General features: G+C 55.6%; 13 protein-coding genes. 4 read left to right on the forward strand and 9 right to left on the reverse strand.

Annotated features, from left to right (window positions below; translation table 11 throughout):
• Window positions 1-58: 58 nt before the first annotated feature.
• The gene (locus tag AB8804_RS09990; protein WP_371185511.1) at window positions 59-1,036 is read right to left on the reverse strand and encodes a LysR family transcriptional regulator; all 978 of its coding nucleotides are present in this window, start codon (window positions 1,034-1,036) and stop codon (window positions 59-61) included.
• 117 nt (window positions 1,037-1,153) lie between these two features.
• Between AB8804_RS09990 and AB8804_RS09995 the strand changes: the two genes are divergently transcribed.
• The gene (locus tag AB8804_RS09995; RefSeq protein WP_371185513.1) at window positions 1,154-1,894 is read left to right on the forward strand and encodes a MipA/OmpV family protein; all 741 of its coding nucleotides are present in this window, start codon (window positions 1,154-1,156) and stop codon (window positions 1,892-1,894) included.
• A gap of 108 nt (window positions 1,895-2,002) precedes the next feature.
• Window positions 2,003-2,464, forward strand: coding sequence for a 4Fe-4S dicluster domain-containing protein (locus AB8804_RS10000; RefSeq protein ID WP_371185516.1), 462 nt, complete (start codon window positions 2,003-2,005; stop codon window positions 2,462-2,464).
• On the opposite strand, the gene AB8804_RS10005 is transcribed toward AB8804_RS10000, so the two are convergent.
• The 4 genes from AB8804_RS10005 to AB8804_RS10020 form a co-directional block, all read right to left on the reverse strand.
• The gene (locus AB8804_RS10005) at window positions 2,448-4,166 is read right to left on the reverse strand and encodes a ShlB/FhaC/HecB family hemolysin secretion/activation protein (RefSeq protein ID WP_371185518.1); all 1,719 of its coding nucleotides are present in this window, start codon (window positions 4,164-4,166) and stop codon (window positions 2,448-2,450) included. The two genes, AB8804_RS10000 and AB8804_RS10005, sit on opposite strands and share 17 nt — an antisense overlap.
• A 90-nt stretch (window positions 4,167-4,256) precedes the next feature.
• Window positions 4,257-5,141 carry a collagen-like triple helix repeat-containing protein gene (locus AB8804_RS10010; protein WP_371185521.1) on the reverse strand — a complete coding sequence of 295 codons (885 nt, stop codon included), beginning with the start codon at window positions 5,139-5,141 and terminating at the stop codon, window positions 4,257-4,259.
• A 684-nt stretch (window positions 5,142-5,825) separates the two neighbouring features.
• Window positions 5,826-7,082: a valine--pyruvate transaminase gene (avtA, locus tag AB8804_RS10015; protein ID WP_371185523.1), complete on the reverse strand. Its 1,257-nt coding sequence runs from the start codon at window positions 7,080-7,082 to the stop codon at window positions 5,826-5,828.
• 232 nt (window positions 7,083-7,314) lie between these two features.
• Complete coding sequence (locus AB8804_RS10020) at window positions 7,315-9,345, reverse strand: alpha-amylase (protein ID WP_371185525.1); 2,031 nt, start codon at window positions 9,343-9,345, stop codon at window positions 7,315-7,317.
• A 314-nt stretch (window positions 9,346-9,659) separates the two neighbouring features.
• Between AB8804_RS10020 and AB8804_RS10025 the strand changes: the two genes are divergently transcribed.
• Window positions 9,660-10,487 carry a protein bax gene (locus AB8804_RS10025; protein WP_371185527.1) on the forward strand — a complete coding sequence of 276 codons (828 nt, stop codon included), beginning with the start codon at window positions 9,660-9,662 and terminating at the stop codon, window positions 10,485-10,487.
• 41 nt (window positions 10,488-10,528) lie between these two features.
• Here the strand turns inward: AB8804_RS10025 and xylR are convergent, their stop codons facing one another.
• From xylR to xylF, 4 genes are all read right to left on the reverse strand, one after another.
• Window positions 10,529-11,707 (reverse strand): D-xylose utilization transcriptional activator XylR, encoded by a 1,179-nt coding sequence (gene xylR, locus AB8804_RS10030; RefSeq protein ID WP_371185529.1) that lies wholly within the window; start codon window positions 11,705-11,707, stop codon window positions 10,529-10,531.
• Between the two features lie 32 nt (window positions 11,708-11,739).
• A complete protein-coding gene (xylH, locus tag AB8804_RS10035) occupies window positions 11,740-12,921 on the reverse strand; it encodes a xylose ABC transporter permease XylH (RefSeq protein WP_371185531.1) in 1,182 nt (393 codons plus the stop codon).
• Complete coding sequence (locus tag AB8804_RS10040; protein WP_371185533.1) at window positions 12,899-14,440, reverse strand: xylose ABC transporter ATP-binding protein; 1,542 nt, start codon at window positions 14,438-14,440, stop codon at window positions 12,899-12,901. The genes xylH and AB8804_RS10040 overlap by 23 nt, the downstream gene beginning before the upstream one ends.
• A gap of 72 nt (window positions 14,441-14,512) precedes the next feature.
• Window positions 14,513-15,505 carry a D-xylose ABC transporter substrate-binding protein gene (gene xylF, locus AB8804_RS10045; protein WP_371185535.1) on the reverse strand — a complete coding sequence of 331 codons (993 nt, stop codon included), beginning with the start codon at window positions 15,503-15,505 and terminating at the stop codon, window positions 14,513-14,515.
• Between the two features lie 371 nt (window positions 15,506-15,876).
• On the opposite strand from xylF, the gene xylA reads away from it, so the two are divergent.
• Window positions 15,877-17,199 (forward strand): xylose isomerase, encoded by a 1,323-nt coding sequence (xylA, locus tag AB8804_RS10050; RefSeq protein WP_371185605.1) that lies wholly within the window; start codon window positions 15,877-15,879, stop codon window positions 17,197-17,199.

Raw genomic sequence — 17,199 nt, forward strand, 5'->3', positions numbered from 1 at the left:
ATCCTAACGAAATTCCAGGCGAGTCGCGCGCTGGTTCAGATATCCATTTATGAGCGCTTTATGGAGAGGATGATTCGTCGGGCGCAGAATAATGTTTGGCGGCATGAGCTATTTGCTGGCGCAGGCAATTCAGTATGCCGTCCAGGACAAGCTGCACGCGCCAGGGCTGGTATTCGCGTTTACGGAAAATCGCCGTGAGATCCAGCCACCACTCCTCCTGATGCGGGAAGCAGGGTACCAGCGTGCCGCTCAGGATCTCGTTTTTCAGGCTTTCTTCTGGCGCAAAAACTATACCCAGATGATTTCTCGCCAGCTCAAGCGCGGATTGCGTATTGTCGCAAATATAGTTACCGGTCACCCTGTAATCCTGTATTTCATCGCTATCATGGCTTCTGAATCGCCAAATATTGGCATCATCTACCAGCATTGAATCTATCAGAATACACGAGTGGTTAATTAACTCTTTAGGACTGCTAATCGGATGTTTTTCTAAATATTCCGCAGTCGCAAATGCCGTGATTGAATAGTGTGCTAATTTGCTGGCCACCAAACTTTCGTCTTTAGGCTGGGCGTAGGTAATTAAAATATCACAGTCATCGGGGAACGAGACGCCTTCAGAATATTCATTGCGGGCCAGATTGGAGGTTTTTAGCGAAATGCGAATATCACCGATATCCTTAATCTGATGAATCACCTGGCGTGCCAGATAGTTCACAATTCCCGTAGGGGCGTAAACGGTTACTTTTCCGCGCTTCTCATGCTTATAATCTGCAATGAAATTAATCAGCTGGCTATGTTTATCAAGCGTGGCATTAACGTAGGGAAGTAACGCCTCGCCAAACTGGGTCAGCGCCAGCTGCCGGGTGGTGCGCTCAAATACTTTGAGGCCGATACGCGTTTCAAAATCAGACAGGTATTTACTGACGTTAGCCTGCGCCATGCCTAACAGCGCGGCGGCATCGCCAATACTGTGCGTTGCGGCAATCACGGAAATGATTTTTAGCTCACGGTTTTTTAACTGTAGCTTATTCATCATCAGAACCCATCTATATGATTTTATATATAATATTATATAAACAGCGGCATTGCATTGATAATTTTGTAACCATTATTATTCGCCTCGCTTGCTTGGCGTTTAAATGGATCGCATGGAATGATAATCAAAAAGAATTTACTTATTGCTGCCGCGTTATTTGCATCATCATCCGCAATGGCCGGTGAATTTTCACTGGGTGCGGGAGCGGTATTTAATGAGTCTCCTTACAAAGGCTATAACAAAAATACCACGGCGGTGCCATTAATAAGCTATGAAGGCGATAGCTTTTATATCCGTCAGACGACGGGCGGATGGATCCTGTGGAAAGACGGCAAGAATGAAATAAGCCTCACCGCCTCCTGGATGCCGCTGCACTTTGATCCTGATGATAACGACGATGCCCGGATGAAACAGCTCGATGAGCGCAAGGCCTCCGCGTTTTTGGGCGGCGCTTATTACCGCCACGAACGCTGGGGAAGCCTGAAAGTGGCCGCGTCCGGTGATGCGATGGACGAGAGCGGCGGGATCGTCGGCGAGGTATCTTATTTCCATCCCGTCCGCATGGAGCGCCTGACGCTGATCCCCTCTGTAGGGGTGTTTTACAGTGACGCAAGCTATAACGATTACTACTACGGCGTGTCGGGCAGCGAATCTCGCCGCAGCGGCCTGAATCAGTATTCTGCCGGTGACAGCTGGAGCCCTTATGTCGGCCTCGCCGCAAAGTATCAGCTCACGCAGAGCCTTTTCCTGACGGCCAGCGCGGTCTACAACGTGCTGCCTGATGACGTGAAAAACAGCCCGATGATTGACCGTGACGACAGCTTTACGCTGCTGACGGGCGTGAGCTGGCGTTTTTAAAAAAAGCGCCACGCTTCAGGTTTATTTCTTCTTCTACCGTTTCGATCATGGCAGCGACGCGCGTACCTCTGGCAAGCTTACCTAATGATCGGCATGAGGAGGGAAGGGATGAACCGATTTATCATGGCGGATGCGGCGAAATGCATCGGGTGCCGAACCTGCGAAGCCGCCTGCGCGGTGGTGCACCAGGATAGCGACGCCGTTTCTGCGGCGACGTTTTGTCCCCGCATTCGCGTGGTGAAAGGGGATGCCTATACCACGGCGGTGGGCTGTCATCAGTGTGAAGACGCACCGTGCGCGAACGTATGCCCTACGCGGGCTATTCACCGCCATGCCGGGGCCTGGTGGGTAGAGCAGGCGCGCTGTATCGGGTGCAAAAGCTGCGTGGTGGCGTGCCCGTTTGGCGCGATGCAGGTTCGCCTGGTCGACAACCGCGCTCGGGCGCTAAAGTGCGATTTGTGCGCCCATCGCGAAGGCGGACCCGCCTGCGTTGAGGCGTGTCCGACCCGCGCGCTGCGCTGCGTAGATCCTGCCCGGCTACGGGCTGAGAAACTTACTGCATATTGTTGAAATTCCAGGTGAACGTCAGGCTGTAGCGCCAGTCCCGGCTACGGCTGTCCGTCGGAACATCTCTTGTGGGCCTTGCCGCCTCCACCGTGACGCTATAATGGCGCGTGTCGCCTATCATCACGCCGGTGGCGATCGAACCGAGCCGCTGGTGCGGCAGACCGGGTGAGTTAAACCACGTTTGCGCGGTATCGGCCAGAACGTAGGGCTGGATAGTGGTCAGCCAGGCGCTCTCTTTTCGCATATGAATGTAGCGCAACTCGACCTGTCCACCGTAGCCGTAATCCCCGCTCGCTTCACCGTCCTGGTATCCGCGCCCGAAGCGCTGCGCGCCAAAGCTGACGCGCTCGGGTTCCGGCAGGGAGTTGTTTGACCAGTCGCCCTCCCAGGAGGTAGAAAGCCGCCACTTGTCGGCAAACAGCCAGGCCGCGTCCACCGCGCTCTTGGTCAGCGTAAAATTGATATCGGATGCCGGAGCGGAAACAATGTCTGCCCCCATGGCGTCGACGCCCTGGCGAACGTTGAGCCGTCCGCTGAGGCTGGCGGTGGTAAACTGGTGCGCGCCGTTGATCCCCACTTCCAGCGCCGGGTAGCGCGCGTGCTGATTAAGCGAATCAAGCTTATAGGTATTGCCCAGCAGCCTGGCCTGCAGATCGTAATCATCCTGACGGTCGGTATAATCAAAACCGCCGGTGACGTTAATTTGTGATTTCTGCGTCAGCAGCAGCGGGTAGCCGAAGGTTGCGCCGCCGTTGTACTGCGTTGTTTTTTGTCGGGCATCAACCGTCAGGTTGTTGGGCAAATAGAGCAGGGGCGTAAAGTCCTGCGGATCTTCACGGTAATAGCTGCCCTTTAGCTGCATCGTCAGCCCTTCATCGTTTAAAAACTGCTGCCAGTTCAGGCCGACATAGTTTTTCCGCGTGCTGCGATCCAGCGGCACCAGGGTCGCCACGCCAAGCTGATCGCCATAGCTTGTCATGTTGCTGAGCGTGCCGTTCAGCATCATCAAGTTTTGCCCCTTGCGGGTATCAACCGTCGAGGCAATATCCCAGCTGCGCTGCTGGTTTCCGGTTATCTGCATTGCCGCCGCGCCATAGATATTGGTCGGCAGCTGCGCGTTGGCCGTCACCGGAACGTTGGGCGTGCGCGTCATCAGCTGGCTATAGCGATCGAACGTGTCCTGGGACAGCGGTTTTTCGGCCATGATTTTTTCAGACAGCCTTTTTAGCCGCGCGGCAACGTTGGGGTTGTTGCTGATAATATCGCTGTGGGCGACGTAGCCTTCGACCAGAACAATTTTAATATTCCCCTGCTGAAAATTATCATCCGGCAGCCAGGCGTAGGAGAGGGGATAACCGTCTGCCTTATAGCGCGCGGTGATGTCGTTCACCAGTCCCGCCAGCGTTTTTAACAGCACCGTTTTCCCGGCATAGGGGCGAAACGGCGCAAGCAGCTCCTGCAATGGATAACGCGTGCCGCCAATAAACTGGATGTGATTAATCGTTATCGGCGTTTCCGGCGTTAGCCTCGACTGTGGTTTTTCAACCTTAACCTTTGGCTGCGGGGTTTGCTCTTCAGGCACCGACGCAACGCCAGGAGAAACTTGCGCGGGGTTATTCGGATCGATAATAGAAGGCAGCGTATCGGCGCGGGCCATGCTCAGCACGACCAGCCCCGTCAGCGAAAAAAGGAAGTGGTTTTTCATCGCGCGCTATCCCTGTTCATAACCCCATGAAGGGGCAAGCTTTGCTGTACTCTGCGCCCCCGTTACAGGGGCGCAGAAAGGCGATAACACTTAATGTTTTGGCGTCAGCAGACCCGTGGTGAGGCTGTTCAGTCCGTTGAGCGGGTTTGTCGTTGACGTATTTTGAGTCGAGGTTGTGCCTGCATTGGCCGTCACGCCCGCGGTCAGGGTATTCAGCGTGGTGTTGACCGTTGCCCCCAGGCCGTTGCTGGTGGCCGTGACGTTGGCATTGGCGTTAAGGGAGCCCGTGCCGCCGCCGCTTCCTCCGGTTGTTGTCGATGCCGGTTTCACTAAGGTTCCGGTATCCGTGACCGTCTGGCCGACGTTTTGAACAACCTGGCCAACGCCGTTCAGCCCGCTATTGCTGCTGCTCAAGCTGGTGCCCACGCCGCTGACGGTATGACCCACCTCAGACAGCAGGCCGCTAACCGGCGTACCCAGCCCGGTTGTGGTTCCGACGCCTTGCGTCACGCCCTGCACGCCACCCAGCGTCTTATTGACGACCGTTGTGGTACCGGTTGTGACCTGCGCGATCGCCGGGCTGCTCACCGCGCTGGTTAACCCGGTGCCTGTGCCGCTGACCAGCTGCCCGGCGCTGTTGACCACGCTGCCCGTCAGGCCTGTTACGCCGCTAACCGGCGTGCCAGACGTGCTGCTCGCCAGGCCCGTACCCACGGATGAGACGGTATTGCCCAGGGACGTAACCGAGGTGGTGACGCCCTTAACCGTGGTGCCCACACCGTTGACGTTACCCGGATTGCCAATGCCGGTAGTGACGCCCGTGCCGACCGTGGAGACGGCGCTACCGACGCCGCTGACGGTGGTCGAAACGGTTGAGGTCACGGGATTGTTTGTCGGAATCTGGCTTCCAAGGTCGCCCAGCGTTGAGCCGACGCTGGTGACGGTTTTGCCGGTATCACCCAGTAGGGTATTCACGCCCGCGGTGGTTGTGCCGCCGCTGCCAGAACCTGTGCCCCCTCCTGAGCCATTGCCTGAACCTGATCCTGTTCCTGTTCCCCCTCCGGAACCAGAGCCAGACCCCGATCCTGAGCCAGAACCCGTGCCGCCTCCCGAACCGGAACCCGTTCCCGATCCCGTTCCATTGCCCGAGCCGGAGCCGCCGCTGCCTGAACCTCCGTTATTTGCGGTCGTACCGCCTCCATCACCCGAACCGCCGCTGCTGCCGGTCGTCGGGTTATTTTTGGCCGTTGAGTGAGATCCGCCACCACTTCCGCTGCAGGCAGACAGAGAGAACGCGAGCAGTACCGCAGCAGCAATTATGCTGATGCGACTAGCATTATTAGGTCGCATAAAAATACTCCACGCAATAGAACGCCGAGCGGCGTAATAATGAGTATATGCAGTATTTTTAAATTTATGCTGAGGCGTGAGATTTTATATTAAGGCGGAATGCGTCTCAGAATTTATTTTAAATTAAACAAGCTATTAGTTAATTTAAAATTGTAGGCATGCTTCATTTGGTCTTAATTAATACAGTAAAAATAAAATCACAGGAATCATCTTAAATGATGCCGCGAAGCAAGTTCGGAAAAATAATATTGTTAATACAGGATTTAGATCACGGAAAAATAAGGCTCTTCAATTGAAGAGCCTTATTTTTTAACAATTGCCTTCCCGCCACGCTTTTTCAATCTCTTCGGCAAGAATCTTCACGCCCGCTTCGATTTTTTCAGGATCGGGCACGTAGTTCATGCGCATGCACTGGTGCGTATGCGGCCACGGTTTATCCAGCCCCGGGAAGAAGTAATCGCCCGGCACCATCAGCACGCCGCGTTTTTTCAGGCGCTGGTAAAGCAGCTCGGTGGTGATCGGCAGATCTTTAAACCACAGCCAGAGGAATATCGCGCCCTCCGGCTTGTGGATCAGGCAGCGTTCTTCAGGCAAATAGCGACGAAGGGTGACGATCGTCTCCTGCACGCGCTGATAGTAGAACGGCTTGATGACCTCGTTAGACAGGCGCAGCAGGTCGTTGCGCTTAATCATCTCGCACATCATCGCCGGGCCAATCCCGCCGGGAGAAAGGCTGATAATGCCGTTCATGTTGGTAATGGCGGTGATGATTTTTTCATTGGCGATGATGATCCCGCAGCGGCTGCCCGGCAGGCCAAGCTTGGAGAGGCTCATGCACAGCACGATGTTCGGATTCCACAGCGGGCGCGCTTCGCTAAAGATAATGCCGGGGAACGGCACGCCGTAGGCGTTATCGATGACCAGCGGGATGCCGTGCTGGTTTGCCAGCGCGTCCAGCTTCATCAGCTCGTCGTCGGTAATGACGTTACCGGTCGGGTTGGTGGGGCGCGAGACGCAGATCATGCCCGTCTCTTCGCCAATATGCAGATGTTCAAAATCCACGTGATACTTGAACTGGCCTTCCGGCAGCAGCTCGATGTTCGGTCGCGCTGAGACAAACAGATCTTCTTCGAGGCCGGAATCCGCGTAGCCGATGTACTCCGGCGCCAGCGGGAACAGAACTTTTCGCGTGGTGCCGTCCGCGCGGCGACCTGCAAACAGATTGAACAAGTAGAAAAAAGCGCTCTGGCTGCCGTTCGTCAGTGCAATATTCTGTGGTCCGATATCCCAGCCTTGCTCTTCGCGCAGCATATCGGCGAGCAGTTTCAGCAGCTCGGTTTTACCCTGAGGGCCATCGTAATTGCAAAGCGCGTCGGTGGCTTTGCCGCTTTCCAGCATCTGCGCCAGCAGCGTCTGGAAATAGGTATTCATCTCCGGAATTTGAGCCGGGTTTCCGCCGCCGAGCATGATGGCACCCGGCGTGCGCAGCCCGTCGTTGAGATCTTCCATCAGGCGGGTAATGCCTGAATGGCGGGTAAATTTGTCGCCGAAAAGTGAAAACGTCATAGCAGGTGATCTAATGTGCTTATTTTGAGAGTGGGTAACCATAACGCTAGCACCGTGCGGGTGCAAATCGGCGGGTGTGGTCGGATTTGTTTTTTTATGTGGTGGGTTTGGATTTATTCAGTGAATAGTTCTGGTGAAGTTTACCCCTCACCCTAACCCTCTCCCCAGAGGGGAGAGGGGATCGCCAGGAGCCGTCTTTTCTCCCTCGCCCTTTTGGGGAGAGGGGACAGAATCAGAAATTGCCCGCCCACACCACCATCGCTTTATCGCCCTTGTGCTCGCGCACAAAGCCGTATCCTTCCTTCAGCGGCAGAGTTTTTTGCGTGCCTTCACCTATCGCCGGATGACGGGTGCGGAACTGGCCTAGAATCTGCCAGTGCGCGACGGTCGCGGCCTGCTTACCCGCGATCGCCTGCCAGTTCATGTCTGAACGGGTTCCCTGAAGCGGGTCAGAGCCGGTTGGGCCAAACGGACGCGCTGATTCATCACCGTAATAGATCTGCACGCTGCCCGGCGTCAGCAGAAGCAGCTCTGCGGCGCGCCGGCCGCCCTCGCGGAACAGGCGGGTATCGTGCGAGGAGAGGTAGCTCAGCACGTTAAAGCTCTGCAGTTTGTCCGCCATTTGCTGCCACGTCGGGTCGATATCGGCCAGGCAATCTACCGCTTTTGCCGCCTGCTCCTGATAATCGAAGTTGATCATCGCGTCAAAGCCGTGGCGGTAATAGTCGCTCTGCATAACGCCGTGGCCCCAGGATTCTCCGGTCATCCAGAACGGCGCGTTATCGAGCTTTTTATCGGGATTTGACGCTTTCCACGCCGCCAGCGCCTGGCTCGCCTGATCCTTCAGCTGCTGCCACGCGTCAAGCTCCACGTGTTTGGCGGTATCGACGCGGAAACCGTCGATACCGTAATCCCGCACCCACTGGCTAAGCCAGTGGGTCAGGTAGTCGCGCGGCGTATAACCCGGTATCGCTTTAGCCTGGGTGTCGGGCTTTAGCTGGTAAAAGTTCGGCAGGCCGGAAGGCGTCGTCGATTCCGTTTTCAGGTCAGGGAGGAACGCCAGCGACATTGTTAAATCATCAAAGCCCGGGCTGTCGTAATCGCCGATATCGGTGCGAATCCATTTTTTACCCCACCATTTTTCCCACGCCGCCTTATCGCTGAAGTTGATGTAGTCGTTAAAGCTGTGCCAGCTTTGCCCCGCGCCCGGCTTCCAGTCCGTCCAGCGTTCACCCAGCGTTTTTTTCAGCTCATCGCCCTGCAGGTACAAGGCGCCAAAATGGTACTCCTGCATGTCGGCCAGCGTGGCGTAGCCCGCGTGGTTCATCACGATGTCGAACAATACGCGGATGCCGCGCCTGTGCGCTTCGTCGACAAGCTGGCGTAAATCGTCTTCGGTGCCCATGTTGGCATCCAGTTTCGTCCAGTCCTGCGTGTAGTAGCCGTGATAGGCGTAGTGAGGGAAGTCGCCTTTCGTCCCGCCGCCGACCCAGCCGTGGATCTGCTCCAGCGGGGAGCTTATCCAGAGCGCGTTAACGCCTAATTTTTCCAGATAATCGAGCCTGCTGGTCAGCCCCTTGAGATCGCCGCCGTGAAAGGTGCCAATCTCCTGCATTCCGTCTTTGTGGCGGCCATAGCTGTTATCATTTGTCGGATCGCCGTTGACGAAGCGGTCGGTAAGCACGAAATAGACGGTGGCGTTTTGCCAGCTAAAGGGGGCGGGCTTGTCGGTTTCGGCGCGCTCAAGCAGCAGCAGGCCGTTGCTGGTGGCCGCGGGCTGGAGGGTAATTTTGCCCTTTTGTACCGTGGCGATCTGCTTACTGTAGAAATCCCGCACCGCGGAGCCTTCCGGGAACGTATTGCCCACGTCAATGGTCAGCGGCTTGCCGTCCCATTTTGGGCACTGGCGCGCCGCGCTGGAGGCAGGTTTTTCAGCCGCGCTTTGCACCGTCAGCATGAGCGTTGGCGTGCCGGAGCGCGTATCAATGCGCATCTGATAAGCACCGTCGCGGAACAAACGCCACTGCGGCGGCGTTCCTTCACAGGGTTTTAGCGACAGCATCTCATTGAGTTTTATCGCATCAGCCGGCTGCCAGCACGCGTTGTCAAAACGTAGCGTCAAAGGGCGGGTACCCTTCGTCAGCTCTGCCGTACTGGTGAAGATACCGGCCTCGTCCGCGTTGAATGCGTCAAAGCCCGCCGACGACCAGCCGGCTTGTGCCACTGCAGGTAAGAGCAAAAGAGCCAAAGCGGTGCGTTTCATTCCATTTTCCTGTCGCGGGATTTTTGACCAGTCTGCCACCCGCCGCAAATGAAAAAATCCTCCTCTGACGCGTTCGGGCAGGAGGATGTAAAAGGATGAGTGATCCCGCGCAAATCCAGAGAGTTATCTGCGATATCGCACACAATTTTCTGGATTTGACGTTTTAATGAGCACGTTTTAGATGACATAGTTTCGGAATTGGACTATTTCTATACGTGCTCTTGCAGTCTATTTTTGGTATGATTTGAGATTCCGCTCTCAATATCGAGAAAAAAATAAGGTGTTGGAATGATGAAATCCAGCCAGGAGACCTAATGATATCGACTCCCATTCGACGATATGGGGCTTCGATACTCATGTTACTCACCCTTGCATTTTCGGGTGGGGTGCTTGCGAAGACGCACACGGATACAACGAGTAAGAAAGCCCACGACATAAAGACGACGAGTAAAAGTAAGGTTAGCAGTAAACAAGAGTATTCTCGCAATAGTGCAAAGAGTAGTTCACTTCCTGATTTGCGAAAATACCCTTCCGGGACACCACGAAAAAAAGCGTTTCTCCGGACGGTAATGCCTTATATTACAAGTCAAAATGCTGCGATTACCGCCGATCGTAACTGGCTTATTTCTAAGCAGTACGACAGCCGCTGGTCGCCGTCCGAACGCACGCGTCTGCAAAATATCACCAAACGCTACAAGGTGAGCTGGAACGGTAACACCCGCCGTGTGCCGTGGAATTCGCTGCTTGAACGCGTGGATATTATTCCCGGCAGCATGGTTGCCACCATGGCTGCTGCTGAAAGCGGCTGGGGAACCTCTAAGCTTGCGCGAAGCAACAACAACCTTTTCGGCATGAAGTGCATGAAAGGACGTTGTACCAATGCGCCGGGTAAAGTGAAAGGGTATTCCCAGTTTGAATCGGTGAAGGATTCCGTTAACGCCTATGTCGTTAACCTGAATACGCACCCTGCCTACTCGTCGTTCCGTAAGTCGCGCGCTCAGCTGCGTAAAGCGGATCAGGAAGTTACGGCAAGCACCATGATTCACAAGCTGAAAGGGTATTCCACGCAGGGTCAACGCTATAACAACTATTTGTTTGCGATGTATCAGGATAACCAGCGCTTAATTGCCGCACACATGTAATTCAAATAAAAACGCCTTCCTGCCGGAAGGCGTTTTCTTTTTTAAATCAACACTTCACTGTGACGTTCCCGATACTCTTTTGGCGTGGTGTCATACTCTTTTCGGAATACTGAATAGAAGTATTGCAGCGAGGGATACCCGCACATCTGTGAAATTTCATTGATGGAGAGCGACGTAGAAATTAACAGGCTTCGCGCTTTCTCCAGCTTTTCAGCGTGAATAACCGCATGAATGGTTTCGCCCACCTCTTCCTTAAAGCGCTTCTCAAGATTGGAGCGTGAAATGCCCACCGAATCCAGCACCTGATCGACCTTAATGCCCTTGCAGGCATTGTTGCGAATGTAGTGCATGGCCTGAATCACCGCCGGGTCGCTGAGCGAGCGGTAGTCGGTTGAGCGGCGCTCCACCACGCGAACCGGCGGAACCAGCAGGCGCTGAAGCGGTAATGCCTCGTTATCCAGCAGCCGGTGAAGCAGCTTGGCGGCCTGGTAGCCCATCTGGCGCGTGCCCTGCGCCACGGAAGAGAGCGCCACGCGCGACAGATAGCGCGTGAGCTCTTCGTTATCAATGCCGATCACGCAGAGCTTTTCCGGCACCGGGATATGGAGGTGTTCGCACACCTGCAGCACGTGGCGCGCCCGGGCGTCGGTGACGGCGATAATCCCGGTTTGCGGCGGCAGCGTTTGCAGCCAGTCCGCCAGGCGGTTTTGCGCGTGCTGCCAGTTTTCCGGCGCCGTCTCCAGCCCCTGATACACCACCCCGCGGTACTTCTCCTGTGCGACGATCTGGCAAAACGCATGCTCGCGCTCCACCGCCCAGCGCTTGCCGCTGGACGCCGGCAGGCCGTAGAACGCAAAGCGGTGCACGCCTTTCTCTTTTAAGTGCAAAAAGGCGCTCTCGACCAGCGCGTGATTATCGGTGGCGATGTAGTGAACGGGCGGGTAGTTCTCGGGAGCGTGGTAAGAGCCGCCAACGCCAACGATGGGAACGCCGACGTCCGTCAGCAGCTGCTCAATGACGGGGTCGTCATAATCCGCGATAACCCCGTCCCCCAGCCAGTCTTTAATGTTTTCAAGACGCGTGCGGAAATCTTCTTCAATAAAGATATCCCACTCGGACTGCGACGCCTGCAAATATTCCCCAACGCCCTCTACAACCTGACGGTCATAGGCTTTGTTGGCATTGAATAACAACGTTATGCGGTGACGCTTTTCAAACATGGCCTAATTTCCAGAATAAAAGATTGTTGTTTTCATGCCCGTCGCTTGGTCGCAGAATCCATCCACACGGCGAGCAGCAGAATGGCACCCTTGACGATGTACTGCCAGAACGTCGGGACGTCCATCATACTCATTCCGTTATCCAGCGACGCCATAATAAATGCGCCCATCACCGCGCCTGCCACGCTGCCCACGCCGCCTGCGAGGCTGGTTCCACCGATCACGCACGCCGCGATAGCATCCAGTTCCGCAATGTTACCCGCAGACGGTGAACCCGCCCCCAGGCGCGAGCTGAGGATCAGCCCCGCGATGGCAACCATCAGGCCGTTGATGGCAAAGACCGCCAGCTTGGTGCGTTCAACGTTAATGCCCGACAGCCGAGCGGCTTCGATATTGCCGCCGATGGCGTAAATGCGGCGCCCAAAGGCCGTGCGCGTGGCCATAAACATGCCGCCCAGCAGCAGGAGCGCGAGCAGCAGAACCGGCGTCGGCACGCCGCGATAGTCGTTCAGCAGCCAGATGGCACCCAGCACGATAACAGCGGTAAGCGCCTGGCGGCCAACGGCGGAGGTTGGTGCCGGAGACGCTAAGCCCAGCGCCTGTCGGCGCATGCGCCCGCGCCACTGCCAGGCAACGAAGGCCATCAGGCCGATAACCCCGAGCGTGAATCCAAGGCCGTCAGAGAGATAGCTCTGCCCAATCTGCGACATGGCGGCGCTGGTTGGGGAAACCGTGGTGCCGTTGGTAATCCCGATTAAAATGCCGCGAAACGCCAGCATCCCCGCCAGGGTGACGATGAACGACGGCACCTTGCGATAGGCCACCCACCAGCCGTTCCATGCGCCGAGCAGCAATCCAAGAACCAGCGTAACGGCAACGGTCAAAGGCAGCGGCCAGCCAAGCCATACGTCGAATATCGCGGCCACGCCGCCGAGCAGGCCCATCATCGACCCCACCGAGAGATCAATCTCCGCGGAGATAATGACGAAAACCATCCCCACGGCCAGAATGCCGGTGATCGCGGTCTGGCGCAGCAGGTTAGAGACATTGCGGGCGCTCAGATACGAACCGTCCGTCATCCAGGTGAAAAACAGCATGATGACGATGATGGCGGCAATCATCACGAAAACCTGCAGGTTTAGCGCCTTAAGTCCTGCAAACGCGCCGGGCGTCGGGACTGCGGCTTTGATGTCAGACGGGTTGCTTTTCGACATGGCGTTCGCTCCTTAATGCGGCTTCCATGACCTTTTCCTGGGTCAGGCCCCGGTTGGTCAGGTTGGCTTTTAGCTTGCCTTCGTGCATGACCAAAATGCGGTCGCTCAGGCCCAGCACCTCAGGTAATTCAGACGAGATAACAATGACGGCAATCCCTTGCTGCACAAGCTGGTTAATCAGCTTGTAGATTTCGTACTTCGCGCCGATATCAATCCCGCGCGTTGGCTCATCCAGAATCAGGATGCGCGGATTTAAAAGCAGGCAGCGCGCCAGAATGGCCTTCTGCTGATTGCCGCCGCTCAGGCGTCCGATGGCCAGCTCCGGAGAGGAGGTTTTCACCTTGAGTCGCGCAAGAGAATCCAGGATGCACCGCTGCTCGGCCGCATCGTCCAGGCTGCTCAGCGCACCGGAGAACTGGTTAAGCGCGGCCAGCGTGACGTTTTTTCCGACGGCCATGACGGGCACGATGCCTTCTTTTTTCCGGTCCTCCGGCACCATCGCAAGACCGTGCGCAATCGCCTGCTGGCAGTTGCTGATTTTTACCGGCTGGCCGTCCATATACACGGAGCCTTCCCAGCGGCCCGGCCAGACGCCGAACAGGCACTGCACGGCTTCGGTACGTCCGGCCCCCACCAGGCCCGCGATGCCGAGGATCTCGCCGCGATGGAGTGAGAAAGAGACGTTATTGACGCGTTTGATATGGCGATTAACGGGATGCCACGCGGTCAGGTTTTCCACCCGCAGCACCTCTTCGCCCACGGCGTGAGGCTCGTTCGGATAAAGCGCGGTCAGTTCGCGTCCGACCATCATGGTGATGATGTCATCTTCGCTCATCCCTGCCGCGTCGCGCGTGCCGATGTGCTGCCCGTCGCGGATCACGCAGATGGTGTCGGAAATGGCCTTCACCTCGTTAAGCTTGTGCGAAATATAGATGCAGGCGATGCCGTGGTTTTGCAGACCGCGGATGATGTTGAGCAGGACTGCGGTTTCCTGCTCGGTGAGCGAGGCGGTTGGCTCATCCAGAATCAGTAGCCGCACCTGTTTATTCAGCGCCTTAGCGATTTCAACGAGCTGCTGCTGGCCGAGGCCGAGATCGCCCACGCGCGTGTCGGGTGAAATCGCAAGGCTGACCTGCGCCAGCAGCTTTTCGCAGCGCAGCGTCATGGTGTCGTAATCGAGCACGCCGCGACGTGAAATTTCCGCGCCGAGGAAGATGTTCTCCAGCACGGTAAGGTGCTTCACCAGCGCGAGCTCCTGGTGAATGATGGCGATCCCCTTGCGTTCGGTATCGCGGATGTGTGAAGCCTGAATCACTTCGCCAGCAAACACGATTTCACCGTCATAGCTGCCGTAAGGGTAAATGCCGCACAGCACCTTCATCAGCGTCGATTTGCCGGACCCGTTTTCACCGCATAGCGACACCACCTCGCCGGGGTTCAGCCGCAGGCTCACGTTATCGACGGCTTTCACCGTGCCAAAGGCTTTGGTGATGCTTTTCATTTCAAGTAAATAAGGCATAACTGCTCCACATGACCGAAGGAAAATACCGGGCTGGTCGATGCGCCCCCGCTCTGCAGGGGCGGCGCGGGATTACAGTTCACTCTTTTTATGGAAACCGTCTTTAATCACGGTGGCGTCAATGTTCTCTTTATTGACTTCAATCGGGGTAAGCAGGCGAGCCGGAACGTCCTTCAGGCCGTTATTCAGGGTGGAATCCGCTTTAGGCTGCTGGCCATTTCCCAGCTCGACGGCAATATCTGCGGCCGTATTGGCAAGCTCGGTAATCGGCTTATACACCGTCATGGTCTGCGTGCCGGCAATAATGCGCTTCACGCCCGCGAGGTCGGCATCCTGGCCTGAAATCGCCACTTTGCCCGCAAGGCCCTGCGCGCTCAGCGCCTGAATGGCACCGCCTGCGGTTGCATCGTTGGAGGCCACGACGGCATCGATTTTGTTATTGTTGGCGGTCAGCGCGTTTTCCATAATTTTCAGCGCATTTTCCGGCAGCCAGCCGTCGGCCCACTGATCGCCGACCACTTTAATTTTTCCGTCGTCGATATACGGCTTAAGCACCTTCATCTGGCCTTCACGGAACAATTTAGCGTTGTTATCCACCGGGGAGCCGCCCATCAGGAAATAATTTCCCTGAGGAACCTTGTCGATCAGGCTTTTAGCCTGCAGTTCGCCGACTTTTTCATTATCAAATGAAATATAAAAATCGATATCGGCATTATTAATCATGCGATCGTAAGCCAGAACTTTAATTCCTTCCTGTTTGGCTTCTTTAACAACGTTACTGAGCACCTGGCCGTTGTAAGGGATAATGACCAGCACGTCGACACCGCGGTTGATCATATTTTCAATTTGCGACATTTGCGTTTCTTCGTTGCCGTTGGCCGACTGTACAAAGACCTGCGCGCCGAGTGATTCCGCTTTTTTAACAAAAATATCGCGATCTTTTTGCCAGCGTTCCAGGCGAAGGTCGTCAATCGCCATGCCGATTTTGACCTCTTTAGCGTGACCGGCAAAGCTTGCGAGCAGGAGAGTCGTGCAGAGCGTAAGGGTTAAGTTCTTTATCTTCATAATTATTGTGCCTTTTTGTAGGGGTATGTGTTGCTGAGATAAAAGAAACATTTACTGCTGAGACGCAGCAAATTTTTAACGTGGAAAGCCTTGCTGGCAATTACAGATTTTTATCTTCTCGTTACGATATTTGGTTTATTTCTCAATTTATGACCGCGATCGGATTTTAAAATGCGTAACGTACTAATTACATTTGATTCTGGAATAAGCCCCGAGAAAAAGTTTTCTCGCGCATTATTTTGCGAGCCAGCGCACAGTTGTGCATTCTCTCAATAGCAGTGTGAAATAACGTAATTGAGCAAGCTGGAATGTCTATTCACTATTACTCCAGTATCGACTACTCGCCGCATCTCTTGATTATGGAGCTCAATATGCAAGCTTATTTCGACCAACTCGATCGCGTTCGTTATGAAGGCCCGAAAACGACCAATCCCTTAGCCTTCCGTCATTACAATCCGGATGAGCTGGTGCTGGGTAAGCGCATGGAAGATCACCTGCGCTTTGCCGCCTGTTACTGGCACACCTTCTGCTGGAACGGTGCGGATATGTTCGGCGTTGGCGCCTTCGATCGTCCGTGGCAGCAGCCGGGCGAGGCCATCGAGCTGGCGAAGCGTAAAGCGGACGTGGCGTTTGAATTTTTCCACAAGCTGAACGTGCCGTACTACTGCTTCCACGATGTGGATGTGTCGCCGGAAGGCGCATCGCTGAAAGAGTACCTGAATAACTTTGCCCAGATGGTGGACGTGCTGGCGGCAAAACAGCAGGAAAGCGGCGTGAAGCTGCTGTGGGGTACCGCAAACTGCTTCACCAACCCGCGCTATGGCGCAGGGGCGGCAACCAATCCCGATCCAGAGGTATTCAGCTGGGCGGCCACGCAGGTAGTGACGGCGATGAACGCAACGCACCAGCTGGGCGGCGAAAACTACGTGCTGTGGGGTGGCCGTGAAGGGTATGAAACCCTGCTGAACACCGACCTGCGTCAGGAGCGCGAGCAGATTGGCCGCTTCATGCAGATGGTGGTCGACCATAAGCACAAAATCGGCTTCCGCGGCACGCTGCTGATTGAACCGAAGCCGCAGGAGCCAACCAAACATCAGTACGACTATGACGTGGCGACCGTTTACGGCTTCCTGAAGCAGTTTGGCCTGGAAAAAGAGATCAAGGTCAACATTGAGGCAAACCACGCGACGCTGGCGGGCCACTCCTTCCATCATGAAATCGCCTCTGCAATCGCGCTGGGGATCTTCGGCTCCGTAGACGCTAACCGCGGCGACGCGCAGCTCGGCTGGGATACCGACCAGTTCCCGAACAGCGTGGAGGAGAACGCGCTGGTGATGTACGAAATCGTCAAAGCGGGCGGCTTTACCACCGGCGGGCTTAACTTTGATGCCAAAGTGCGTCGCCAGAGCACCGATAAATACGATCTGTTCTACGGCCACATTGGCGCAATGGACACGATGGCGCTGGCGCTGAAGGTGGCGGCCCGTATGATTGAAGACGGCGAGCTGGATAAGCGCGTGGCAAAGCGCTACGGCGGCTGGAACAGTGAGCTGGGCCAGCAAATTTTGAAAGGCCAGTTATCGCTCGCCGACATCGCGAAGTACGCTGAACAGCATCAGCTCGCGCCGCAGCATCAGAGCGGGCATCAGGAACTGCTGGAGAACCTGGTCAACCACTACCTGTTCGATAAATAA

This window comes from Enterobacter sp. KBR-315C3_2022 (assembly GCF_041399425.1).
Classification (GTDB): domain Bacteria; phylum Pseudomonadota; class Gammaproteobacteria; order Enterobacterales; family Enterobacteriaceae; genus Enterobacter.

Bases quoted from the DNA above. Each gene is read 5' to 3' on its own strand.
- AB8804_RS10040 (WP_371185533.1), bottom strand. From the start codon at position 14,440: ATGCCTTATTTACTTGAAATGAAAAGCATCACCAAAGCCTTTGGCACG.
- AB8804_RS09990 (WP_371185511.1), bottom strand. From the start codon at position 1,036: ATGATGAATAAGCTACAGTTAAAAAACCGTGAGCTAAAAATCATTTCC.
- xylA (WP_371185605.1), top strand. From the start codon at position 15,877: ATGCAAGCTTATTTCGACCAACTCGATCGCGTTCGTTATGAAGGCCCG.
- xylR (WP_371185529.1), bottom strand. From the start codon at position 11,707: ATGTTTGAAAAGCGTCACCGCATAACGTTGTTATTCAATGCCAACAAA.
- AB8804_RS09995 (WP_371185513.1), top strand. From the start codon at position 1,154: ATGATAATCAAAAAGAATTTACTTATTGCTGCCGCGTTATTTGCATCA.
- AB8804_RS10025 (WP_371185527.1), top strand. From the start codon at position 9,660: ATGATATCGACTCCCATTCGACGATATGGGGCTTCGATACTCATGTTA.
- AB8804_RS10020 (WP_371185525.1), bottom strand. From the start codon at position 9,345: ATGAAACGCACCGCTTTGGCTCTTTTGCTCTTACCTGCAGTGGCACAA.
- xylF (WP_371185535.1), bottom strand. From the start codon at position 15,505: ATGAAGATAAAGAACTTAACCCTTACGCTCTGCACGACTCTCCTGCTC.
- xylH (WP_371185531.1), bottom strand. From the start codon at position 12,921: ATGTCGAAAAGCAACCCGTCTGACATCAAAGCCGCAGTCCCGACGCCC.
- avtA (WP_371185523.1), bottom strand. From the start codon at position 7,082: ATGACGTTTTCACTTTTCGGCGACAAATTTACCCGCCATTCAGGCATT.
- AB8804_RS10005 (WP_371185518.1), bottom strand. From the start codon at position 4,166: ATGAAAAACCACTTCCTTTTTTCGCTGACGGGGCTGGTCGTGCTGAGC.
- AB8804_RS10000 (WP_371185516.1), top strand. From the start codon at position 2,003: ATGAACCGATTTATCATGGCGGATGCGGCGAAATGCATCGGGTGCCGA.